Source organism: Helcobacillus massiliensis (assembly GCF_033106145.1).
In the GTDB taxonomy this organism is placed as follows: Bacteria; Actinomycetota; Actinomycetes; order Actinomycetales; family Dermabacteraceae; genus Helcobacillus; species Helcobacillus massiliensis.
Map to the genome: position 1 here is coordinate 1672323 of NZ_CP136959.1, position 22678 is coordinate 1695000.

Annotated in this window: 23 protein-coding genes; 9 read left to right on the forward strand and 14 right to left on the reverse strand. The window is 70.7% G+C overall.

Features of this window, described 5'->3' with window-relative positions:
- Nucleotides 1–52 precede the first annotated feature (52 nt).
- Entirely contained in the window at nt 53–1801 is a 1749-nt protein-coding gene (gene menD, locus R3I40_RS07770; RefSeq protein WP_317699935.1) for a 2-succinyl-5-enolpyruvyl-6-hydroxy-3-cyclohexene-1-carboxylic-acid synthase, read from the reverse strand.
- 8 nt (nt 1802–1809) lie between these two features.
- Nucleotides 1810–2772 carry an o-succinylbenzoate synthase gene (locus tag R3I40_RS07775; protein ID WP_239373880.1) on the reverse strand — a complete coding sequence of 321 codons (963 nt, stop codon included), beginning with the start codon at nt 2770–2772 and terminating at the stop codon, nt 1810–1812.
- 46 nt (nt 2773–2818) lie between these two features.
- Between R3I40_RS07775 and R3I40_RS07780 the strand changes: the two genes are divergently transcribed.
- From R3I40_RS07780 to R3I40_RS07795, 4 genes are read left to right on the forward strand one after another with little or no spacing between them, the layout of a single operon-like run.
- Nucleotides 2819–3163, forward strand: a complete 345-nt coding sequence (locus tag R3I40_RS07780) for an MGMT family protein (protein WP_285262457.1) — start codon at nt 2819–2821, stop codon at nt 3161–3163.
- The gene (locus tag R3I40_RS07785; RefSeq protein WP_239373874.1) at nt 3160–4140 is read left to right on the forward strand and encodes a 1,4-dihydroxy-2-naphthoyl-CoA synthase; all 981 of its coding nucleotides are present in this window, start codon (nt 3160–3162) and stop codon (nt 4138–4140) included. The genes R3I40_RS07780 and R3I40_RS07785 overlap by 4 nt, the downstream gene beginning before the upstream one ends.
- A gap of 57 nt (nt 4141–4197) precedes the next feature.
- On the forward strand, nt 4198–5436 hold the full coding sequence (locus tag R3I40_RS07790) for an AMP-binding protein (RefSeq protein WP_285262456.1): 1239 nt from the start codon (nt 4198–4200) through the stop codon (nt 5434–5436).
- Between the two features lie 9 nt (nt 5437–5445).
- The gene (locus tag R3I40_RS07795) at nt 5446–6351 is read left to right on the forward strand and encodes a 1,4-dihydroxy-2-naphthoate polyprenyltransferase (RefSeq protein ID WP_183375712.1); all 906 of its coding nucleotides are present in this window, start codon (nt 5446–5448) and stop codon (nt 6349–6351) included.
- 41 nt (nt 6352–6392) lie between these two features.
- On the opposite strand, the gene R3I40_RS07800 is transcribed toward R3I40_RS07795, so the two are convergent.
- Complete coding sequence (locus R3I40_RS07800; RefSeq protein WP_183375714.1) at nt 6393–6707, reverse strand: DUF4229 domain-containing protein; 315 nt, start codon at nt 6705–6707, stop codon at nt 6393–6395.
- Between the two features lie 299 nt (nt 6708–7006).
- Between R3I40_RS07800 and R3I40_RS07805 the strand changes: the two genes are divergently transcribed.
- From R3I40_RS07805 to R3I40_RS07815, 3 genes are all read left to right on the forward strand, one after another.
- Nucleotides 7007–8521, forward strand: a complete 1515-nt coding sequence (locus R3I40_RS07805) for an HNH endonuclease (protein WP_239376595.1) — start codon at nt 7007–7009, stop codon at nt 8519–8521.
- A gap of 81 nt (nt 8522–8602) precedes the next feature.
- Nucleotides 8603–9214: a PLD nuclease N-terminal domain-containing protein gene (locus R3I40_RS07810; RefSeq protein ID WP_239376594.1), complete on the forward strand. Its 612-nt coding sequence runs from the start codon at nt 8603–8605 to the stop codon at nt 9212–9214.
- Nucleotides 9215–9242: 28 nt separating this feature from the next.
- The gene (locus R3I40_RS07815) at nt 9243–10133 is read left to right on the forward strand and encodes an alpha/beta fold hydrolase (RefSeq protein ID WP_239376593.1); all 891 of its coding nucleotides are present in this window, start codon (nt 9243–9245) and stop codon (nt 10131–10133) included.
- On the opposite strand, the gene R3I40_RS07820 is transcribed toward R3I40_RS07815, so the two are convergent.
- From R3I40_RS07820 to R3I40_RS07855, 8 genes are all read right to left on the reverse strand, one after another.
- Nucleotides 10124–10882 carry a fructosamine kinase family protein gene (locus tag R3I40_RS07820; protein WP_285262455.1) on the reverse strand — a complete coding sequence of 253 codons (759 nt, stop codon included), beginning with the start codon at nt 10880–10882 and terminating at the stop codon, nt 10124–10126. The genes R3I40_RS07815 and R3I40_RS07820 overlap by 10 nt on opposite strands.
- A gap of 45 nt (nt 10883–10927) precedes the next feature.
- A complete protein-coding gene (locus R3I40_RS07825) occupies nt 10928–12418 on the reverse strand; it encodes a DEAD/DEAH box helicase (protein ID WP_285262454.1) in 1491 nt (496 codons plus the stop codon).
- Nucleotides 12419–12646: 228 nt separating this feature from the next.
- Nucleotides 12647–13585, reverse strand: a complete 939-nt coding sequence (gene ccsB, locus R3I40_RS07830; RefSeq protein WP_239376590.1) for a c-type cytochrome biogenesis protein CcsB — start codon at nt 13583–13585, stop codon at nt 12647–12649.
- Nucleotides 13582–15261 (reverse strand): cytochrome c biogenesis protein ResB, encoded by a 1680-nt coding sequence (resB, locus tag R3I40_RS07835; protein ID WP_285262453.1) that lies wholly within the window; start codon nt 15259–15261, stop codon nt 13582–13584. The genes ccsB and resB overlap by 4 nt, the downstream gene beginning before the upstream one ends.
- A 13-nt stretch (nt 15262–15274) precedes the next feature.
- A complete protein-coding gene (locus tag R3I40_RS07840; RefSeq protein WP_375544855.1) occupies nt 15275–16024 on the reverse strand; it encodes a cytochrome c biogenesis CcdA family protein in 750 nt (249 codons plus the stop codon).
- A gap of 5 nt (nt 16025–16029) precedes the next feature.
- A complete protein-coding gene (locus tag R3I40_RS07845; protein ID WP_259923595.1) occupies nt 16030–16611 on the reverse strand; it encodes a TlpA family protein disulfide reductase in 582 nt (193 codons plus the stop codon).
- Nucleotides 16608–17255, reverse strand: coding sequence for a histidine phosphatase family protein (locus R3I40_RS07850; RefSeq protein ID WP_183375734.1), 648 nt, complete (start codon nt 17253–17255; stop codon nt 16608–16610). Before R3I40_RS07850 ends, R3I40_RS07845 begins: the two co-directional genes overlap by 4 nt.
- Nucleotides 17256–17340: 85 nt before the next feature.
- On the reverse strand, nt 17341–17841 hold the full coding sequence (locus R3I40_RS07855; RefSeq protein WP_183375736.1) for a MarR family winged helix-turn-helix transcriptional regulator: 501 nt from the start codon (nt 17839–17841) through the stop codon (nt 17341–17343).
- 101 nt (nt 17842–17942) lie between these two features.
- On the opposite strand from R3I40_RS07855, the gene R3I40_RS07860 reads away from it, so the two are divergent.
- Both R3I40_RS07860 and R3I40_RS07865 read left to right on the forward strand, forming a co-directional pair.
- The gene (locus R3I40_RS07860) at nt 17943–18473 is read left to right on the forward strand and encodes a YceI family protein (protein WP_285262452.1); all 531 of its coding nucleotides are present in this window, start codon (nt 17943–17945) and stop codon (nt 18471–18473) included.
- Nucleotides 18474–18516: 43 nt separating this feature from the next.
- The gene (locus tag R3I40_RS07865; protein ID WP_285262451.1) at nt 18517–18816 is read left to right on the forward strand and encodes a glutaredoxin family protein; all 300 of its coding nucleotides are present in this window, start codon (nt 18517–18519) and stop codon (nt 18814–18816) included.
- Between the two features lie 72 nt (nt 18817–18888).
- Here R3I40_RS07865 and R3I40_RS07870 read toward each other — a convergent pair whose 3' ends face one another.
- The 3 genes from R3I40_RS07870 to R3I40_RS07880 form a co-directional block, all read right to left on the reverse strand.
- The gene (locus R3I40_RS07870) at nt 18889–18987 is read right to left on the reverse strand and encodes a 30S ribosomal protein bS22 (RefSeq protein ID WP_005504750.1); all 99 of its coding nucleotides are present in this window, start codon (nt 18985–18987) and stop codon (nt 18889–18891) included.
- A gap of 142 nt (nt 18988–19129) precedes the next feature.
- Nucleotides 19130–20890, reverse strand: coding sequence for a GTPase (locus tag R3I40_RS07875; RefSeq protein ID WP_285261810.1), 1761 nt, complete (start codon nt 20888–20890; stop codon nt 19130–19132).
- Nucleotides 20887–22662 carry a dynamin family protein gene (locus R3I40_RS07880; RefSeq protein WP_285261809.1) on the reverse strand — a complete coding sequence of 592 codons (1776 nt, stop codon included), beginning with the start codon at nt 22660–22662 and terminating at the stop codon, nt 20887–20889. The genes R3I40_RS07875 and R3I40_RS07880 overlap by 4 nt, the downstream gene beginning before the upstream one ends.
- Nucleotides 22663–22678: the final 16 nt, after the last annotated feature.

Genomic DNA, 22678 nt, shown 5'->3' on the forward strand with positions numbered 1-22678 from the left:
GCCGACGGGGCTGGAGTTCCGCCATTGTTCCAGAGCCCTCCTGAGGACGCGATCAGCCCCGCTGGGCTGTGGATGACTGCACGACCAGCACCCGTCGGCCCCGCGTCTGCTCCCCCAGCGCCTCCGGAAGATCCTCCGCTGTGACAGTGCGGGCATCGACGCCGAGGGCGCGGGCCGCAGCGGCGAGGTCCGTGCCGTGCGGGGTGGTGAAGAAGCGGTCGAAGAGGCCGCGGTCGGCACCGGCGTGCTCGAGGCCGCCGAAGATGCGGCCGCCGCCGTCGTCCACGATGACGATGTCCAGATCCGGCTGTTCCTCGGTGGGACCGATGACGAGCCCGGTCAGGTTGTGGATCGCGGACACGTCCCCCAGCAGCACGCGGGTGCGTCCCCGCTCGCCGCGGTGGGCGCGGGCGAGGGCGATGCCGCTGGCCATCGACATCGTGCCGTCGATGCCGGCGAGACCGCGATTGGCGATGATGCGGGCGCGGGTGGGGCCGCCGTGCTGTTCGAGGTCGCGGATGAGCGCGCTCGCACCGAGGATGAGGACGTCGCCGTCGCGGGCCTCGTTCCAGACCGCGAGCGCGGCGCGGGTCTGCCAGGTGGTCGTGTCGCTGGTGGGGACGCCGGCCCAGGCCCGGGCGTACTCGCCGCCGGTGGTGCTTCCGGCGGCGTCCGCGTCGCCGGTGAGGCGGGAGGCCGACGGGTCCACCCGCGCGAGAACGCGGGCGGCGCGATGGGTGGGGTCCACCCAGTCGATGGTGGGTGAGACGACCGTGATGTCCACGTCGTCAGCTCCCAGGAGGCTGCGCAGGACCGGGCGGGACAGCGTCGGGTGGCCGAAGACGACCGCTGCGTCGGGCCGCAGCGGGTGCGCATCCTCGGCGAACACGGTCGCCAGCTGCTCCGGGGTGATGAGGGTCGGGCCCGGGCGGCGCGCGCTGCTGGACGGCTCAGCGGCGATCGGCAGGTCGAGGTGCTCGGCGAGGGCGGCAGCGTCGGCGCCGGTGGCCTCATCGGCGTCACCGGCCACGACGACGGTGCGCATCGGCAGGCTCAGCGGGACGCCGGGTGCCCGCTGCGCGTCGCGGCGGGCGCCGAGTCTGATCGCGCGCGAGGGCGCCAGCGCATCCTCGCCGCCCGGCCCGGGCGCTGCAGACTCGGGCGCGGTCTGCGGGGTGAGAGGGTCGCGGAAGGACAGGTTGAGGTGCACGGGCGCTCCGAGGTCGGTCCCGGGCGCTCCTCCCTCGAGCGCGGTCGCGGCAGCGCGCGCCGCGGTGGACGCCCAGGTGCGCAGCTCCATCCCGCTCGCCCGGTCCGCGGCCGGTGCGGGAAGGTCCGCACTGAGCGCCGTGAACGGCTCGAACATCCCCACCTGGTGGGTGGTCTGGTTGGCGCCCGTTCCGCGCAGCTCTGCCGGCCGGTCAGCGGTCAGCGCAACCAGGGGGACATGCGAATGGTGCGCCTCCATCATCGCGGCCAGCAAGTGCGCCGTCGCGGTGCCGGACGTGGTGGCGACGGCGGCGAAGGACCCGTCGGCCCGCCCGGCGCGGGAGATGCCGAGCGCGGTGAACGCGGCCGACCGCTCATCGAGGCGCACGTGGCACCGCAGGCCGAGCGCGTGCGCGGCGTACACGATCGGGGCGGACCGCGACCCGGGCGCCACCACGAGGTCGCTCATGCCGGCGGCCCGCAGCGCTTCCAGCAGGGCACGCGCGCACTCGACGGCCCCGGACCCGCTCGCGGGGATCACCGCGGTGCCGAGCTCGGGGCGTGCGGGCGGCACGGGCTGGGCGTCGGTCACGGCGGGGATCAGGACGCGTAGTGGCTCAGGCGCTCCATCCAGCGCTCACGCACATCCTCCGGCGCTTTCACGACCTCCAGGCCCAGCTCGTCGATGTCCTGGCGGAACGAGGTGAGGCGGCCGTTGCCGGAGATGAGCGGGTCGGCGACCACGTCGGTGGCGAGCAGGCGCGCCGTCCCCAGGCCGCACGCATACGGCAGCTCCGGCAGGGACGTGGCCAGCGCCAGCCCCATTGCGATGCCGACCGACGACTCCAGCGCGCTGGAGACGACGACAGGGACATCGGCGTCCTCAGCGATCTGCAGGCAGCGGGTGATGCCGCCCATCGGCTGCACCTTGAGGATCATGATGTCGGCGGCGTCCTTGCGGATCACTTCGAGGGGGTCATCGGCGAGCCGCACCGACTCGTCCGCCGCGATCGGCACATCAACGCGGGAACGGATCCAGGCCATGTCGGCGATCGTGCGGCCCGGCTGCTCGACGTATTCGAGGCCGCCGGCGGCGCGGTCGAGCTGCCCGATGCGCTTCACCGCTTCGGACTTCGCCCACCCGGCGTTGGCGTCGATCCGGATCTTCGCCTCCGGGCCGAGGGCATCGCGCACTGCCTCCAGGCGCGCCTGGTCCTCCTTGTGGGTGGAACCGGACTCCGCCACCTTCACCTTCGCCGTCGCCGACCCGAAGGAGCGGGCGATGCGGTGCGCCTCGTCGGGCCCCACGGCGGGGACGGTCGCGTTGATCTCGACATCGGAGCGCTCCATGCGGGGGAACTCCCGGGTGGCGGATTCCATCGCCGCCTCGAACCAGGGGCGCGACTGCTCAGCGTCGTAGTCCCAGAACGGGGAGAACTCCGACCAGCCCGCCTCGCCGTGCAGGAGGACGCCTTCGCGCACATCCAGCCCGCGGAATCGGGTGGTGAGGGGGATGCGGTAGACCTCGATCCGGTCGATGCCGTCGAACATAGTTGTGGCCATGCCTCCAGAGTAGTCTGTCTGAGTGGATCCTGAGACCAGAGCAGAGATGATTCTGAGACTAACGGAAACGCTCGCTGAGCGCGAAGCGGTCACCTACGGCGACCTGGGGGAAGTCACCGGTCTCGGCCCCCGTGAGGTGGGGCGGATCATGGCGCAGTACGGCAACGCCGTCCCCTGGTGGCGCGTCACCAACGCCCGCGGCGAGCTCCCACCCCACCTCCTGGAGCGCGCCCGGCAGCTGTGGGCGGCAGAGGGCATGCCCGTCACGGCCGACGGATGCCGCCTCCGCCTCGGCGCCGTGCGCGTCCCGCTCCCGGACCTGGCGGCGCGGTTCGCCCCCGCCGGCCGCGACCTCGCCGAGCAGGACCCACCTTCTACAGTGGAGCCATGACCACTGATGGAGCCACCCCCACCGCACTCCCCCGCCGCGTCTCCGACACGTTCGATCCCGAGCGCTGGCGCGACATCCCCGAGGCCGAACTCGGCGGCCCCGCGTTCACCGACATCACGTACCACCGCGCCGTCGCCCGCGACAGCGGCGCCGTCCGCGACCTGAACGCCGTGCGCATCGCGTTCGACCGCCCTGAGGTCCGCAACGCGTTCCGCCCCCACACCGTGGATGAGCTGTTCCGCGCCTTCGACCACGCCCGCCTCGACCCGACGGTCGGCGTCATCATCCTCACCGGCAACGGACCCGCCCCGAAGGACGGCGTGTGGGCGTTCTGCTCCGGCGGCGACCAGCGGATCCGCGGCCGCTCCGGCTACCAGTACGCCGACGGGGACACCGCCGACACGGTCCGCGCCGGCGGCGCCGGCCGCCTCCACATCCTCGAAGTGCAGCGCCTGATCCGCACCATGGGCAAGGTCGTCATCGCCGCGGTCAACGGCTGGGCCGCCGGCGGCGGGCACTCCCTGCACGTGGTGGCCGACATGTCCATCGCCTCCCGCCAGCACGCCCGGTTCAAGCAGACCGATGCGAACGTGGGCAGCTTCGACGGCGGCTACGGCTCCGCGTACCTCGCCAAGCAGGTCGGGCAGAAGCGCGCCCGGGAGATCTTCTTCCTCGCCGAGGAGTACTCCGCTGACGACGCCTACGACTGGGGCGCCGTGAACCGCGTGGTCGACCACGAGGACCTCGAGGACGAGGCGCTGCGGATGGCCGCGGTCATCGCCACGAAGTCGCCGCAGGCGATCCGGATGCTGAAGTTCGCGTTCAACCTCACCGATGACGGACTGATGGGTCAGCAGGTGTTCGCCGGTGAGGCGACTCGTCTCGCGTACACCACCGACGAAGCGGTCGAGGGCCGCGACGCCTTCCTGGAGAAGCGCGACCCTGACTGGTCGTCGTTCCCCCACCCGCAGGGCTGACCTCCCCCCCACCCGCGGGGCTGACCCGTCGGCCCTGATCCCCGCTGAAAGGACTGCATGCGCCTGCTCGCCCCCGGCCCGTTCACCGGCACCCGCGACTCCTTCTCCCGCTACGTGGACGCCCTCACCGGCATGTCCGACGGCGCCACCCTCGTGTGGCTCGCCCCGTTCGCACCACCGCAGTCGATCGGAGCCCAGTACGCCCTCGTGCTGCCGACCTCCGGCTCCACCGGCGCCCCGAAGGCCGTCGCCCACACCCTGTCGACGCTGCGGGCCTCGCAGACCGCGACCGCTGAGGCGCTCGGCGGGCACGGGGCGTGGCTGCCGTTCCTGCCGCCCACCCACATCGCGGGCGTGCAGGTGGTCGCGCGGGCGCTGCGCACCGCGGAGGAGCGGGGCCTCACCGACCCGCACGGCGCACTGGGACCGCTGCCGGACCTGGGAGCGTCGTTCACCGCGCGCGCGGTGCTGGAGGCGATGGAGCAGTGGGTCGCACCCGACGGCCCCCTGTTCACGTCCTTCGTGCCGACCCAGCTGGAGCGTCTGCTGCGCGACCCGGACCGGGCTGTTCTTGAGCAGCTGCGGCGGTTCTCGGCGATCCTCGTGGGCGGCGCCGCCACCCCGGCGGCCCTGCTGCGACAGGGGCGGGACCTCGGACTTCGCCTCGTCACGACGTACGGGTCGTCGGAGACCGCCGGCGGTTGCGTGTACAGCGCCCGCCCCCTGCCGGGTGTGGACCTGTCCCTCGATGATGAGGGCCGCCTCGTCATCACCGCGCCGTGCGTGGCCCGCGGCTATCTCTCCGACGAGGGTGAGCTCAGCGCCTTCGAATCGGTGCCCTCCACTGCGGGCGGCGCCGCCGGGGTGCGCCGCTTCGTCACCAGCGATCTCGCGGATCTGGGGGCCGACGGGACCCTCTCCATCCGCGGCCGCGCCGACCACGTCATCATCACCGGTGGCGCCAAGGTCAACCCGGTGGAGGTGGAGCAGGCGATCTGTCAGCACCCGTCGGCCGCGGCGGCGCTCGTGACGAGCGTGCCGGACGACGAGTGGGGGCAGAAGGTCGTCGCGCTGGTGGTCCCCGCCGAACCGGCACACCCTGGCGGCGCAGATGTGGAACGGCCTGGCCCGGAGCTCCTGCGGGAAACGGTGCCGGACGCGGTGCGCGCCGCAAGGCTGGGCTCTGCGAGCGTCCCCAAGATCACCCTTGTCGTGGACGACCTCCCGATGCTGGCCCCCGGTAAGGTGGATCGGGTTCGCGCCGCGGATCTCGCCCGGCGCCTCATCCGCGAGTAAGGAGCGCCTGTGGCATCGGTGAGCCAGTGGATCGAAGGGGCTCGCCCCCGCACTCTTCCCGCGGCGTTCGCGCCGGTGGCAGCGGGTGTGGGCCTGTCGATCCACCATGCGGGCTTCCTCGGCGCCACCACTGCTGTGCGCGGCCTCCTCGCCCTCGGTCTCGCGCTCGCCCTCCAGGTGGGGGTGAACTACGCGAACGACTACTCGGACGGCATCCGCGGCACTGACGAGGACCGCGTGGGGCCGTTCCGCCTCACCGGGTCCGGAGCGGCGCCGGCATCAACGGTGAAGCGAGCCGCGTTCCTCAGCTTCGGCATCGGCGGCCTGTTCGGACTCGTGCTCGTCGCACTGGCCGGCGCGTGGTGGATGCTGCTGGTCGGCGTGGCCTGCGTTCTGGCGGCATGGTTCTACACCGGCGGGAAGAGGCCGTACGGCTACCTCGGCTTCGGTGAAGTCATGGTGTTCATCTTCTTCGGCCTGGTCGCCGTGATGGGCACCAGCTATCTGATCACCGGCCGCACCAGCTGGGAGGATGTGCTGGTCGCTGCAGCGATCGGCCTGCTCGCCTGCGCCGTCATGCTGACGAACAACCTGCGCGACATTCCCACCGATGAGGTCGCCGGCAAGCGCACGCTCGCTGTACGACTCGGCGATGCCCGCACTCGGCGACTGTTCGCGGCGACACTCCTCGTGCCGTTCCTCCTGGTCATCCCGTACACGATCGTGAACATCGGTGTGGTGATCACCCTGATCGCGGTGGTTCTGACCGTGCACCCGCTTCGCCTGGTTGTCGCTGAGCACGCCACTGGGCGCAGTCTGATCCCCGTTCTCGGTGCGGCGGGCAAGTTGGAGGCGGCGGTCGGCCTGCTGCTGCTGATCGGGCCGATCCTCACGCTCGTACTCAGCCTGCGCTGATCAGCGCTCGCATTCAGCCTGAGGCGAGCAGGCCAGGATCCTCAGCGGTCTCCGGCCGACTCCCGGGCGTCCATGACGGCGTCCTCGGCTTCGGCGTCTTCGTCGGCAACAGAACGGCGGCCCGCAGCCCTCTTCTTCTCCGCCTTCGCTCGGCGCTCAGCGCCCCGGCGCTGCATCTCTTCGGTCACCTGCTGGCGCTGCTTACCCAGCAGGAGGATCGACACCAGCATGGCGATGACCGCGGCCAGGATCCCGGTCCAGATCCACGGAACCGACGGCATCAGAACCGCGAGCAGGAACCAGGCAACGGCGAAGACCGCTAGCCGGAGCAGAGAGAACAGAAGAATCGAACGCATGCCCTCCAGGCTAGCGCCGCCTCCGGCAGTCCCGCGCGGGCCCGTGACGGGTCCCTCTCGGCCACCTGGTCGCGGAACGATTCCCACTGACAGCCATCCGCACCCCCTCACTGCCTTCGAACACCTGTTGCACTAATGCTTGACGTCGATCATAGATCGGGATAGCATCGAACGCAAAACCTCCGTGACACCCCTCCTCTCTCTTCATCACGGAGCGTCGGGTCAGCGCACCCTCGCGCACCCGGCGGGTTCACCAGCGCTGGCTCCTGCCCGCGCTCGCACCGACGAGAGGAGAGCTCATGACACCCCGCAGCACGGACAGCGCCGACGACCGTCCGAACCGGCGCGAGCCGCGAGCTCCCCGTCCGGTGCAGCGCCGAGACGACACCGTCGGCGTCACCGAATTCGCCGCCCTGCCCGACACCGACCGTGCAGCCCGCGACCGAGCCCACGCCCTGTCAGCCCTCACTCGTGCTGCCGCCGAGCACGCCGCACGCGAGTACAGGCTGCTGGCCCCGCTGCATCTCGACGACACCAGCACAGAAGCGAATCTCCTCGTCGCCGCGCAGAACGAACTCATCGCATCCGTCGGCCTGCACACCACCAACGACCGCGCCACCCGGCGGATCCAGGACGCCCACCGCGCCGTCACCGCGCTGCCGACGACCCTCTCCCGGCTCGAACGCGGGGAGATCACCGCCGACCAGTTCTCCCTCCTGCTGCACCGGACCCGCCATCGGTCACCGGAGATCCTCCGCCGCGGCGATGATCTCCTGGCCGAGTGGGACTTCACGGCCGACCCCGCCGATCTCGACCACGGCATGCGCCGACTCGCCGTCTACCTGCGGGAACTCGAACGCGCCGTGGACGAAGCCCCGCCGCCCATGCGGGACGCCCGCCTTCTGCCGCCCGATCCTGAGCACCCGGGTGCTCTCTCGATGATCATCACCGGCCCGGCGCCCACCATGATCGACATGGCGGACAGGCTGGACCGAACCGCCCGCGCCGCACAGCTGCAGCAGAAGCACGCATTGGAGCGGGGTGAGGACGTCCCGTTCGACCCCGACGGGATCGCCGCGCTCAAACAGAGGCCGCTGTCCGTCAGCGCGCTGCGCAGCATCCTCATCACCAGCGCCGAATTCACGAATGACGGTCTCCGCATCCCCGAACCCCGCTTCCAGATGTTCGTCCAGGTTCCGGCGCTCACCCTCCTCGGGAAGAGCGACCTGCCCGGCACCATCAACGGGGACCACGTCATTCCGGCGGACATGGCGCGTGACCTCGCCGGTCGCAGCAGCATCTGGCTGCGGATCCTGCAGGACGAAGCCACCGGGGCGATCCTGCCGGTCCCCGCGACCCGGTACCGCCCCACGCCGCAGATGCTGCAGCACCTGCGTCTGCGCAACCGCATGTGCGCAGCGCCCGGGTGCACACGCCGAACCAACGGGGCCCGCATCGAAGCCGACCACATCGTCGAGTTCAACCACCGCGATCCCCACAGCGGCGGTCGAACCGAGATGGAGAACCTCCACCTGCTCTGCACGCGCCACCATCAGGTGAAGACAGCGAAAGCGGTGGACCCGGTTCGGATCCACGGCCCGAAGCCGGGCCGATCAACCGGTCGGACCCGGTGGACGATCGCCGACAGGCTCGTCGCCGACAGGACCGACGCCGATGACCTCATCGCAGCATCCGAGTACGCCTTCGTTCGCTCCGCCTGGGCGCATCACGCCCGCCGACACGGGCTCGACGGGTCCGGTGGAGAGGACCCGCCGCCCACATCCGGAGCAGATCCAGGTCCCCCGCCGTTCTGATGACCAGGCCGGCAGCGCGAGCCTGCCCCTGCACTGCGCGGGCCCGCCCCTGCACTGCGCGGGCCCGCCTAGACTGTCTGCATGCTGCGGCCGCTCATCATCATCGTCACCATCGCCCTGGCCATCTACGCCCTCGCGGACTGTGTGCAGTCCGAAGAGCGCGAAGTGAAGGTCATGCCGAAGCTCGTGTGGGCCATGTTCATCGTGCTCATCCCCTGGGTCGGCCCCATCACGTGGTTCCTCGCCGGCAAGGAGGGCCGCGCCCTCACCGGCACCGGCACCAGCAACGGCGGGAACGGCCCAGGGCGGCAGAACCTGTCGGCGCTCGGCTGGGGAAATCGGCGCCGTCAACGCGCACGCACCGGCCCCCTCGCGCCGGACGACGATCCCGAATTCCTCGCCAAGCTCGACCGGGAGATCCGCGCCGAACGCCGCCGACGCATCGAAGAACAGCATCGCGCGGCGAAACAGGCGGAACTCGAGCGTCGCCAACAGGAACGCGGCGGCTCCACTGCCGCGGAGCGGAGCCCAGGAGATCCGCAGGCACGAGGTCCGCAGGCGCGAGGTCCGCACACCGACGGCCCCAGGGCAGGCGATACCCCCGAGACCGGGTCAACCGGCGATACCCCCGAGACCGGGTCAACCGGCGATACCCCCGAGACCGGGTCGACGGGCGACGATCCGACTCATTGAGGACTCCCCGCCCGGATAGGGTGATGCCATGAACGACAACGAGAAGCCGCAGGTCGCCGCGGTCGAGATCGGAGACGGCGACGGGGCCCCCGTCGTGTTCATCCACGGGTTGTTCGGCCGCGGCCGCAACTTCAGCAGCATCGCCAAAGGCATGCAGCCCGGCTTCCGCTGCCACCTCATCGACCTGCCCAACCACGGCATGTCCGCCTGGACCGAGGATTTTTCCTATACCAGCACCGCCGACATCGTCGCCGAGCACCTGCGGGACGGCATCGCGGCCGGCGGCCCCGTCGACATCGTCGGCCACTCCATGGGCGGCAAAGTCGCCATGCTGATCGCCCTGCGACACCCTGACCTCGTGCGCCGCCTCGTCGTGGTCGACATCGCACCCGTCGGCGACGGCGGCCCGAACGGCGACTCCCCCTCCGGCCGCGGCGACTTCGAGCACCTCCTCGACACGCTCGCGCGCCTCGACCTCGACTCGCTCACCGGCCGCACCGACGCCGACCGCCGACTCGCCGCGGACGTACCCGACGCGTCTGTCCGCGCATTCCTCCTGCAGAACCTCAGCCGCACTCACCGCGCCGGATCCCACAAGGACAGCCCCACCGGCGACGGCTTCCACTGGCAGCCGAACTTCCCGCTCCTGCACCGCGCCATCGACCAGATCAAGGACTGGCCCGCAAACGAGATCGATGGCTCATCCTTCACCGGCCCGGTTCTATGGATCGCCGGCGCTGACTCCGACTACATCCGCCCCGAGGACCTGCCGGTCATGCGAGCCCTGTTCCCCTCCGTGCTGCAGGTGACGATCAAGAACGCCCGCCACTGGGTGCACGCCGACCAGCCCGACGCATTCATCAGCGCACTGCGCACCTTCCTGCGCGCTGACCAGAAGACGGCCGCAGCTCAGGTGTAGCGGGAGGCGACCCGGCGGGTCTGCTCCCGATACGGCCCGCCGAACAGCACCACATGCAGCATCAGCAGGTGCAGCTGGTGCAGCCCCACCCGGTCCTGCCACCCGTCGGCCAGCGGTGAGACGCTCTCATACCCGGCGATGATCTCCTCCAGGTGCGGCGCGCCGAACAGGTGCAGCGCCGCCAGGTCATCCTCCCGGTGTCCGCCGTGTGCCGCCGGGTCGATCAGAACACCGCCGCGCGGCGTCCACAGAACATTGCCGGCCCACAGGTCGCCGTGGATCCGGGCTGGCGGGGCGTCGTCACTGAACTCGCCGGCGCGCAGACGAGAACACACCGCGTCGATCTCGGGAATGCGGGCGTGCTCGTTGAGGGGTGCGAGTCGCGCATCGGCGAACATCGCACCCCAGTGGTCGAAGTCGCCCGGCGCCGCCAGATCCAGTCGAATCTGCTCCCCAGCGGGTCCCTGCAGCCCGAACCCGTGATCGTCGTCCCAGCTCGGCGGGCCGACACCGAACCCGTCGGCCCCCGCTCCGTGCGTGCGCGCGAGCGCCGCCCCGAACTGCCGCGCCTGCTCGGCCGGCGGGTGCCCGTCCTCCAGGCGCTCCAGGATCAGCGCGTCGTCGCGGATGTCGAGGACCGGGACCACGGGGGCGCCGCCGTCGGCCTCGGCGAGCCAGCGCAGCCCTGCCGCCTCCCAGCGGTGCGCACGCGACTCCCCCGGTTTACGGAACTCCTGCGGACTGTTCACGGTGGGCCTCCTTCACCGGCCGACGGTTGCTGTGCTGGATGCGGGTCAGCGGGAGCGCCGGCCGCCGCCGGCGGAGAACGACGCGAGACCGCCCGAACGTGCGGGCTGCGCACCGGAGCGGGCGGGCTGGGTGCCGGAACGGGACGACTGGGCGCTCTGTTGGCGGGTGCCGGCGGAACCAGCAGGGCCGCGGCCCCGTCGGCCCCGCGAGCGACCACGGCCGCCCTGCCCGCCGCCGCGGGCATCGCCGCCGCGGGAGGAGCCGGAACGGCCCTGACCGGAGCACGACGCACGGGACCGGCCCTGGCCGCCGCGCTGCTGGCCGCCCTGCTCCGCGAGATGCGGCTGCGCCTGCTTCTCCGCCTCAGCGCGGGTGAGGAACGTGCGCTCACCCGGTGCGAGGGCCCGCAGCGCCTCATCGTCCGCCGATGACCGGGCGGCGGTGATCTTCGCCGCGCGCATCAGCGAACGCACCTCTCCGCGCTGCTCCGGCGTCGCGATCGTCACCACGGTGCCGGCCTGACCAGCACGCGCCGTGCGGCCGGAACGGTGCAGATATGCCTTGTGCTCCGCCGGCGGATCCGAATGGACCACCAGTGCCACATCGTCCACGTGAATGCCGCGGGCGGCGATATCGGTCGCCACCAGGGTCTCCACCCGGCCGGAATGGAACGCCTCCATGTTGCGGGTGCGGGCGTTCTGGCCCAGGTTGCCGTGCAGGTCAACCGCCGGCACCCCCATCGCCAGCAGCTTCTTCGCGAGCTTCTTCGCGCCGTGCTTCGTGCGGGTGAACACGATCGTCTTGCCCGGCGCCGCCGCGAGGTCCGCCACCACGCGGACCTTGTCGCCGCCGTCGACCTCCAGCACATGGTGCTCCATGGCGGCCACCGGCGAATGCGCCGAATCCGCTTCGTGCACCACCGGCTGGTGGAGGTAGCGCTTCACCAGCACATCGATGCCGTTGTCGAGGGTGGCGGAGAACAGCATCCGCTGGCCCCGCTGCGGGACCCGGTCCAGGATCCGCTTCACCATCGGCAGGAAGCCCATATCGGCCATGTGGTCCGCTTCGTCGAGCACGGTGATCTCCACCCCGCCGAGGTCCACAGCGCCCTGACCCATCAGGTCGAGCAGGCGGCCTGGGCAGGCGATGAGGACGTCCACGCCGTCGGCGAGGGCCCGCACCTGCGGGTTCTGGCCCACGCCGCCGAACACCGTCACCCAGTTCAGACCAACGGCGCGGCCCAGCGGTTCGAACGATTCGGCGATCTGGCTGGCGAGCTCACGGGTGGGCGCGAGGATCAGCGCCCGGGGGCGCTTCGAGGTGCGTCGGGTCTCGCTCCGCAGCAGGCGGGTCGCCGTCGGCAGGAGGAATGCGAAGGTCTTGCCGGAGCCGGTGCGGCCACGGCCGAGGACATCGCGGCCTTCGAGGGAATCCGGCAGCGTCGCCGCCTGGATCGGAGTCGGAGTGGTGATGCCGCGCGTACGAAGAGCAGCGGCGAACGGCTGGGGAACACCCAGCGAAACGAAGTCAGACAAAGAAGAGGCCTATCGGGTCGGTGTCCTGCACGGAGCACACGGGCTGTCCGCCGGGCGGCGGAGCGGCGGGACTCGATCACCAGGGCCGCGGCAGCATCGGAGGCTGCGGGCGAGCGCAGACGACTGCGCCGGTGGGTCGCGCCGAGAGGCCGCAGCAGAACAGGGCGGGCCTCACTCACCCCACGGTAGTGCACGTGCAGGTCCGCACCCGAAGGGCGGAGCCGTTCATCACAGACCGGAGTACGAGTGCAGGCCGTTGATCACCGTGTTCACCACGGTGAAGTTGAAGATGACGCAGACGAACCCGACCAGGGAGAACCAGGCTGCGCGGTTGCCGCGGAAGCCCTGGGTGGCGCGGGCGTGCAGGTAGGCGGCGTACACCACCCAGATGATGAACGTCCACACTTCCTTCGGGTCCCAGCCCCAGTACCGGCCCCACGCGTACTTCGCCCAGATCGCACCGGCGATCAGGGTGAACGTCCACAGCACGAAGCCGATCGCGTTGATCTGGAAGCTCAGCTGCTCCAGCGTCTTCGCCGACGGCAGGCGCGCCAGCAGACCCCTCGACTCAGCCTCTCCACCGTGCTTCTCCTCCCAGCGGGCCCGCACCAGCTGCAGCACCGATGTGACCGCACCGAGGGTGAACAGGGCGCAGGAGAGAATGGCGACGAACACGTGGATCACCAGCCAGTACGAGTTCTGCAGCGAAGGCGTCAGGTGCGCGGCCGGCAGGTACCAGGCGGTCTGCGCCACCATCATCAGCAGCAGCATCGGCCCGTACAGGAATGCGCCCAGGTGCCGCAGGTCGCGGTTGCGCAGGCAGATCAGCAGGAACATCACGGTGACCGCGGCGGAGCCGGTCATCGAGAACTCGTACATGTTGCCCCACGGGACGCGGCCCGTGGCGATGCCGCGCATCACCACACCCGCCACGTGGATGATGCCGCCCACCACCGTGACGGTCATGGCGAACTTCAGCGCCGTCATCGCTCCCGCTTCGTCCGCGGTGGGGCGCGGGCCCTCGCCGCCGGATTCGAGGCGGGCATCGCTGCGCACCTGGGTGCCGCGCACCGCGTCCACCGTGAAGGCGATGAAGCCCAGCACGTAGATCGCGATGGCGGTGACCAGCGCGAGGGTGGAGAACTGCGCGAGCTGCTCGTTGATCACTCGTCTGCTTCCTTCCTGCCCGTGACCTCAGCCACGAGCTCCTGCACATCCTGCTGCAGGCGGTAGTCTTCGCTGCGCGCCAGGCCGGCGGCCTCCAGGCGCAGACCTTCACTGGTCTCGGCGACGCGCACGAAGATGCGTCGACGCGGAATGAACAGGGACGCCACCAGCCCCACGATCGAGGCGAGCGCCATCGCGAGGGTGAAGCCCTCCCACGGGTCGCGCTTCACATCGAACGCGGCGAAGCGCTTCACATCGGTGAACTCGATCGTGGTGCCGTCCGGCAGCTTCGTCGTTTCACCGGGCCCCAGCCGGATCAGCATCGGGGAGCCGTCGGCCTTCGTCACCGGGTCGAGCTTCTGGACATCGATCTGGAACACGTTCTGCGGAACTCCGCCGTCCAGGCCGAGGTCGCCGGTGTGGACGGTGAGGGCGATCTCCGGGTTCACCAGGCCCGCGTACTCCGAGTGGGGGCCCTTGTCGTCGATCACCATCGTGGGGGCGAAGATGCCCACCACCGCCATCTGCTTCGGTCGAGCATCCGGCATCTTCAGCACCAGCTGCGAGGTGTAGTGCAGGCCCTGCGGGACCGTGATGACGGGGCCGTCCGCGATGACGCGGCCCTTCGGGTCCGTGACGGTGAGCACGGGGGCGTAGCCGTTGCCGAGCAGGTAGATGCCGGAGCCGCCGAGGTTCAGCGGCTGGTTGACGCGCACAGTCTTCGTGAACTCCGGCTGGTCCGGGTCGGACGCGGTGACATCCGCCTCGAACTTGGTGGGCTTGCCGAACTCGCGGGGGTTGTCCGTGTCGGTGTTGAACTCGGCGCGGAACTCATCGAGCGTGAAGCGGAACGGCGGCAGGCTCGTCTCATCGAACCAGGGGCCCGCCTCGAACGAGTCGTAGCGGGTGAGGGAGTTGGCGAACCCCTCCCCCTCGACCACGGTCACCTGGCCGCGGTAGCTGGTGAGGTGGCCCATCGCCACACCGATCAGGACGCCCAGCAGTGCGACGTGGAACAGGAGGTTGCCGGCTTCGCGCAGGTAGCCGCGTTCGGAGGAGACGGCGAAGCCGCGCTCGTCCTCGGTGGTGCGGATGCGGTAGCGCGAACGGCGCAGGCGCTGGGCGAAGCGGTCGCGCAGGTCGGCGGCGCTCGTGGGGCTGCCGTCAGCGCTGGGTGCGTCGGCGCTCGTGGCGGCGGGGAGGGCCGACGGGTCCAGGGTGACGTCCGTGTAGCCGGTGAACCGCGTGAGGCGCCGCGGTGTCACGGGCGGCTTCGCCACCACCTGTCGGAGGTACACCTGCAGGCGGGGGATCACGCAGCCGATCAGGGAGACGAACAGCAGCAGGTAGATCGCGGAGAACCAGACGGAGCCGAAGACATCGAACATGCCGAGCTTGTCGAGGATTTCGGCGGTCTTCCCATGCTCCTGCAGGTACTGCTCCGTGAGGCCGGGGTTGACGGAGCGCTGCGGGTAGAGGCTGCCGGGGACCGCGGCGATCGCCAGCAGCATCAGCAGGATCAGCGCGGTCTGCATGCTGGTCAGCTGACGCCACAGGAAGCGCAGCCAGCCCATCAGCCCGAGGGAGGGCAGGGTGGGCCGCTTCTTCGGGCCTGACGCGGCGGACTCCGGCGCTGCGGAATCCGGCGCGGCCGGTTCAGGTGCGGCGGTGCTCATGCTCGTCCCCTCCTCAGATCACAGTCTCGAACGTGCCGGTCATGACGGACAGCTGATCCATCCACCTCGCCCATTGGCCCGTCAGCAGAAGGGTGCCGATGATGATGAGGATGACGCCGCCGATCGTGGTGATCGCCCGGCGATGCCGCTTCAGCCAGGAGGACACGCCGATAGCCTTGTCGAACAGGATCGCGAACAGCACGAACGGCAGACCCAGGCCCAGCGAATACGCGAGGGCGAGGATCGCGCCGCGCTCCGCGGACGCCCCGTCGAGCGCGAGGGACGTGACGGCGGCGAACGTGGGGCCGATGCACGGCGTCCACGAGAAGCCGAAGACCATCCCCATCAGGGGCGCGCCGAGCAGACCCGCGTCCGGCCGCTTCGAGATGCGCTTCTCCCCCGACAGCGACGCCGGGAACAGGCCGATGAACAGCAGGCCCATGAGGATCACGATGACGCCGGCGATGCGGTTGATCCACGTGGTGTGCGCCTGCAGCTGGTAGCCGAGGGCGCCGACGAAGCCGCCGATCACCATGAACACGACCGTGAAACCGGCGATGAACAGCAGCGCTCCGGCCACCATGCGGCCCCGTCGGCCGCCCTGCTCCCGCTGACCCGCGAGCCCCGAGACGTACCCCAGATAGCCGGGGACCACGGGGAACACGCACGGCGACAGGAACGCGACGATGCCGGCGAGCGCCGCCACGGCCACCGCGAGGACGAGGGAGCCGGACAGGATCGTGGACTGGAACGCTTCGCGCAGGCCGCTCATTCGCTGAGCACCCGATCGATCATGGCGCGCAGGATGCTGGGGTCGGCGATGCCGGAGATGCGGGCGGCGACCCGGCCCTCGTCATCGAGGACGAGGGTGGAGGGCACCGCGTTCGGCGACACCTGGCCGCGGAGCTTGTACATGATCTGCGCGTCGAGGTCGGGGACCGACGGGTACGGAATCGCGAAGTTCTCCTCGAACGCCTTGGCGGTGCCCGCGCCGTCGCGGACGTTGATGCCGAGCATGTGGATCTTCTCGCCGTAGTCGCCGGCGATCGCCTTGAGGTCGGGCGCTTCCTTGCGGCAGGGGGCGCAGGAGGCATACCAGACGTTGAGGACCACCGGCTTCCCGCGCCAGTCAGCAAGGGCGATGTCCGTGCCGTCGTAGGCGGTGGCGGTGAAGTCGACCGCATCGCCGCGGTCCGCCGGGTCGATCTCCGTGGTGACGCCGTCACCGGCGACGAAGCCGGTGTCGTAGCGGGAGTTCGTGTCGGTTCCACAGGCAGCGAAGACAGCGGTGGTGGTCAGCGCGCCGAGTGCGCCGACCAGGTGGCGGCGCGACAGGTGCGGGTTGGTCATGTGAGCTTTCCTCCAGTGGCATCGACGGCACCACTGTAGAGCTCGGCTGCGGGTTCGGCGTACTCAACGTGATCGAGATGGTCTCCGCGGAACACCAGGGACGTCACGGAGCACAGCCCGCACTGGCGCCGGCGCGGATCGTGGAACAGGGGCCGGCCTTCGGCGGCGAGGCGCGTCACCCAGATCGGCAGCTGGTGCAGCACCAGCACTGCCTCGTGGCCCTCGTTGGTGTTCTTCGCATCCCGCACGGCTGCGCGCACCCGCGCGACCTGCTCGCGGTACGGCTCGCCCCAGGAGGGGGTGAAGGGGTTGCGGAAGTGCGGCCAGTGGCGGGGGTTGGTGAGCCGACCTTCGCCGTGGCCCACCCGCAGGCCCTCGAAGTGGTTGGTGGATTCGATGATGCGGTCATCGGTGCCGACGCCCAGGCCGTGGCGCTGTGCGATCGGCGCGGCGGTCTGCTGGGCACGCAGCAGCGGGGAGGCGGTCACAGCCGTGATGTCACGGCTGGCGAGGTGGTTGGCGACCAGTTCCGCCATCTTCTCGCCGCGCTCGCTCAGCCGGTAGCCGGGCAGGCGTCCATAGAGGATCCTGTCCGGGTTGTGCACTTCGCCGTGCCGGACGAGGTGGATGACCGTGTCGACCATGCTGCCGCGGCTCCTTCTTTCCCGATGGATGACTGCCCCACGGTAGCAATCCCGGCCGGGCCGGTCCCGTCGGGGCCGACGGGGGCTACTCGGGTGTGGCGGCGATCTCGGCGCGTTCGTCCTCGGTGAGGAGGGCGGACAGGAGGGAGCCGAGGCGGACCATGCCGTCGGTGCCGAGGGGGTCGACGAGCTGGGCGCGGACGCTCGCCACGTGCACCGGTGCGGCGCGCTCGAGCAGGGCCCGCCCGTCGGCGGTGAGGAGCGCTTCGCGGCCGCGCCCATCGGAGGCGCAGCGCTGACGCTCCACCAGGCCCCGCTTCTCCAGGCGGGTCACCGTGTGGGTGAGGCGGGAGCGGGAGTGGACCACATGATCGGCGAGCTCCGACATGCGGGCGTGGCCGCCGGGCGCCTCGGACAGGCGCACGAGGATCTCGTACTCGGCGAGGGTGAGGGACACCTCGGGGTCCTGCTCGAGCGCCTGCGAGAGCGCTTCGCGCAGGCGGGTGGTGGTGTAGAGGAACACCCGCCAGGCGCGCTGCTCCTCAGGGGAGAGCCAGCGGGGCTCATTACCGTTCGTTGGTGCCATGAGTCACACTTCCTTTGCGATCGCGACGGCTCTCCGGATAGTTTAAGTTTCAATAAACCGGAGCGCAAGGCCCCGATTCCGAACTCTTCGAAGGAGACGCAATGACCACCGATCTCACCACCGGCACCTGGACCCTCGACGCCGCTCACTCCGCGGCCAGCTTCACGGTCCGTCACGCCGGCATCTCCCGAGTCCGCGGCCAGTTCGACTCCATCGACGGCTCCATGGTCGTGGGCGACGGCAAGGACGACGTGAAGTACACCGCCACCCTGCAGGTCGACTCCATCAACACCGGCAACGCCGACCGCGACAACCACCTGAAGTCCGGCGACTTCTTCGACGCCGAGAAGAACCCGACCATCACCTTCACCTCCACCGAGGTCAAGGGCGACAAGCTCGCCGGCGAGCTCACCATCATGGGCATCACCAAGCCGGTCGAACTGGACTACGAGTTCGGCGGCGTGGTCACCGACCCGTTCGGCACCAAGCGCGCCGGCGTCGCCGCTGAGACCACCGTCTCCCGTAAGGAGTTCGGCCTGACCTGGAACGCCGCCCTCGAAGCCGGCGGCGTGATGGTCTCGGACAACGTCCGCATCACCATCGAGGCCGAGTTCGTGGCCCCGACCGCCTGATCCGTCCCCCTCCGGCCGACGACGGCTGCGGTAGCGTGAGGCCATGACCTCCGCACGCATCACCATCCTCGACCGGCCCGGCTGCCACCTCTGCGTGGAGGCCTCCGCCGTGGTCCACCGTGTCGCCGACGAGCTCGGCGAGGCGGTGGACCATCGCAATATCGATGAGGACGACGACCTCAAGCGCCGCTGGTCACTGGAGATCCCGGTGATCATGGTGGACGGCGAGGTCGTCGCCGTGTACCGCGTCACCGAGCAGGAGCTGCGCCGGGCGCTGAAGAAGAAGCGCCGCCGACCCCTCATCGGGTTCCCCAGCGGCTTCGGCCGCCGCGGACCGCGCTGACCAGAAGCCCAGAACACAGCAGCGGGCGCCCCGATCAGATATCGGGGCGCCCGCTGCTTGCGTGATGGTCGATCACTTCTTGTTGCGACGCTGGTGGCGCGTCTTCCGAAGAAGCTTGCGGTGCTTCTTCTTCGACATGCGCTTGCGACGCTTCTTGATGACGGAACCCATAGTGACCTCATTTCACGATGACGAATAGCGGTTCGCTTGAACACAGACGTTGCATTATTTTACACGCCGGCAACGCGCAGGAGGCCAGGCGGTGGCGTGGTGAGACCGCTCACGACCCTCCCCGGGACGGCCGGAGGGCGGGTCACGCTCGCGCGAGCGTGCTCAGCGCCCCCTCCACGGATCGAGCGCGGTCCAGCTCCTCCTGAGCGGCGTCGGCCACTGTGTCGTCGATCGCCGAGGCGATCGATGTGCGCAGGCGGCGCCGCGCCGCCGACCGCAGGGACCCAGCCCGTACCCGCGCCAGCAGCGTGGAGAGCACCGCCAGCACGATGCCGAGGCCGAGCCCGAGGATGATCATCGCCGTTGGCACCGGCAGAGGGAAGCCCAGGCCCTGCACCATCGGCAGCTCCGGCTGCGGGATCCCGAAGAACCCCAGCGCCGACAGGCCCAGCAGCCAGCCCAGGCCCGCGAGGGCGACCAGCAGCGCCAGCCACTGGATGATGTTGAGCGGCAGCCACCACCAGGAGCGCCCCGTCCCCGGCAGCTGCGTGTGTGTCAGCACATAGTCGAGGCCGTCGGGCAGATGCTCCGCCTCCGCATCGACCACGTCGCGCAGTCGGGCGGGCCACGGCGCGGGCGCATCACCGGCGGTGACCTCCGCGAACCTGTCGGCGCCGCGGGTGATGACGGCGCGGGAGCCCGGCGCATCCAGGGACAGGGAGCTGCGGGAGACGAACTCCGGCTGCCCCTCCCCCGCGGCGGACCCGTCGGCCCCTCCGGCGGTCACAGCCCTGCCGTGGCGGGACGCGGGCGCGAAGCCGAGGCGCATCCGGGCGAGCGGGTCGGGGCGGAAGCTCCGCAGCCAGCGCGTTCCCGGCCAGCCCGTGCTCCGGGAGGCGCGGTGGATGTAGGAGTCGCCGACAGCGCGGGCGATCGCATCGACCTGGGCGGCGCGGGAGCAGGCGTCGACGAGGCCGTCGTGCGCCTCAGTCGGCACCGTGTCCGGCAGGCCCGGGACGCGGAAGTCCTGATGCTTCGTGCGGCCACCGGTGACCGCGCTGCGCAGCGCGGACCGCTTCGGCGCCTCCGGCTGGGATGCGCCGAGCATCGGCCCGACCCGTGCCGCGGTGGCCTGGAAGTCAGCGGTGAGGCGCTGGGCGATCGCCTCCTTCTGCTTCGCAACCCGCGACGCCGCCTGCAGCAGCTCTCGCACGCCCTCACCGGTGCGGGCCGAGGTGGCGAGCACCTCAGCGCCGGGGAGCCCGTCGGCCCCCAGCAGCTCGGCGAAGGACTGCACAACAGCGTCGCGATCGCGGTCGCGGACGCGGTCGATCTGGTTGATGACACTGAGGGTGACGGCGCGGTGCGACGCGAAGCGGGCGATGAACTCCTGGTGCATCACTCGGTCGGCGTACTTCTCCGGGTCGCTCACCCACACCACGACGTCGACGAGGTCGGCGAGGCGCTCAGCGACAGCTCGGTTCGCGGCCTGGACGGAGTCGAAGTCGGGCATGTCCACGAGGATCACCCGGGGATCGGCGCCGTCGGGGCTGACGATGTGCCGCTCACTCACCTCCAGCCAGTCGAGCAGGCGGTGCGCCTCATCCTCCAGCTCGGGCGACGTGCGGTTCTCCACGATTGCGGCGACCGGCTGTGCGGTGGTGGGCCGGCGCACCGCGACGCGGGAGACCTCCTCACCCGCGAGCGCGTTGAAGAGGGTGGACTTGCCGGAGCCGGTGGCACCGAACAGGCCCACCACGGTGTGCTCGGCGGACAGGCCGACGCGTTCGCGCACGCGTGCGTCCAGGGCTGTGAGCTCGCCGGTGGCGGCGTCGTCCAGCAGGGGTCCGCCCGCGGTCCGCAGATCCTCCAGGGCGCGGAGGCGGTCGCTGATCGTCGTCATCGATCGCCCCCGTCGGATGTCTGTGCGGTACCGGAGCGGAGCTGGGCGGTGAGGTCGCGCAGCTGGGCGGCGTCGGCGCGCAGAACCTCCTCGCCGACGGGGATCGGGTGCTCTGCCAGGACATGTGCGAAGTCAGCGGCCTGCGCGTCCACCAGGGCGTTGAGGCGGTCGTCGAGCTGCTGCCGGGCGACCCGGGCGAGGCGGCGCACCGCCTCATCCCCGAAGATCGACTCCAGCAGCTTCTGGCCGACGACTGCGGTGGTGGCGCCGGCGCCGACTTCGAGCCCGGTGGGGATGAACGCGGTGGAGGCGAACACCACCACCATCAGCGCAATGCCGACGACGTTCACACCCAGCGACAGGATCCGCGCCTTCTGCCGGCGGTCCTGCCCCTCCCGGGACACGAGATCGAGGACATCGCGCTGCCAGGATCGGACCTGGTCCTCCACCTGCCGACGGAACCGCTCGTCGACCGCGAGCAGCTGACGCTCCAGCCCCGGCTCGGACTGCAGGACCGAGGTGCCCGCCTCGTGCGAGCCCCACTGACGGACCGTGCGGGTGCGGGCGTTGGCGCATTCATCGATCACCACGGAGACCAGGCCCGTCTCGATCGCGCTCTGCGCATCCACCACGGGTTTCGCGGTGCCCGTCAGCGCGTTCGTGATGCGGTCGCGCATGCGGGACACCCAGCCCTGCACGCCCTTGAAGAACTCACCGGTGCCGACCACGTCCTGCCAGCGGGCAAGCACTTCACCGCGCAGCAGGGCGCCGTCGCGGGTGACCTCTGCGATCGCTTCGGCGGCGGTGTCGAACTCGGAGCGGACGATTCCCGCGAGGCGGTCCTGTTCGCTCTGCTGCTCACCGACGTGCTCCGCGACCTGCTCGAGGGCGTCGGCGGCATTGGTGAGCGCGCCCGCCAGGGTGCGGCGGGCGATGGCGGCCCGCTGGCCGGAGTCCCCGGCGAGGGACAGGATCCATGAGCGCAGAGCATCCACTTCGGGGCCGCGGATGAGGCCGTCGTCCGTCAGCGGTGCCTCGTGGATGCGGAACACGGTCGCCGCGTCGACTCCGCGCTCCGCCATCATCTCCTGCAGGTGCCCGCCGAGCTCCTCGGCGACGCCCGGCTGGTTCGGGATGCGGTTCATGACGAGGGAGACGGTGATGTCGCGTGCCGCGGCCTGCGACAGGACGTCCCAGGGGACCGCGTCGGCGTAGCGGTGGGCGGTGGTGACGAAGATCCACAGGTCTGCGGCGCGCAGCAGCTGCCCGGCGAGCTCACGGTTCTCCGCGGCGACCGAGTCGATGTCCGGGGCGTCGAGGACGGCGATGCCGGTGGGGATGGTGTCGTCGGCGACGAGGTTGAGGCCGGCGGCGGACTGCGAGCCGGGCACCTCGTCGGCGGCGGAACGGCGGGTCACGCGCGGCAGGTTCGGCAGGATGCGGGGGCCTTCGAACCAGGCGGCGTCCGTCGGATTGTGGAGGAGCACCGGCTGGCGGGTGGTGGGGCGGATCGCGCCTGAGCGGGTCACCTCGTGCCCCACGAGGGAGTTGACGAGGGTGGACTTACCGGCACCGGTGGAGCCGCCGACGACGGCCAGCAGCGGCGCGTCGAGGGAGGCGATGCGCGGTTCGATGTGGTCGGCGAGCTGGTCGCGCAGGTGGCGGGCGGTGCGCTCAGCGGCGCTGGACCCGCGGATGTCGAAGGGGATCCGCAGGTCGGCGAGGTGAGCGCGCGCCGCTTCGGTGACGGTGCGCGTGGGTGTCTCGGTCATAACACAACAGTAACGG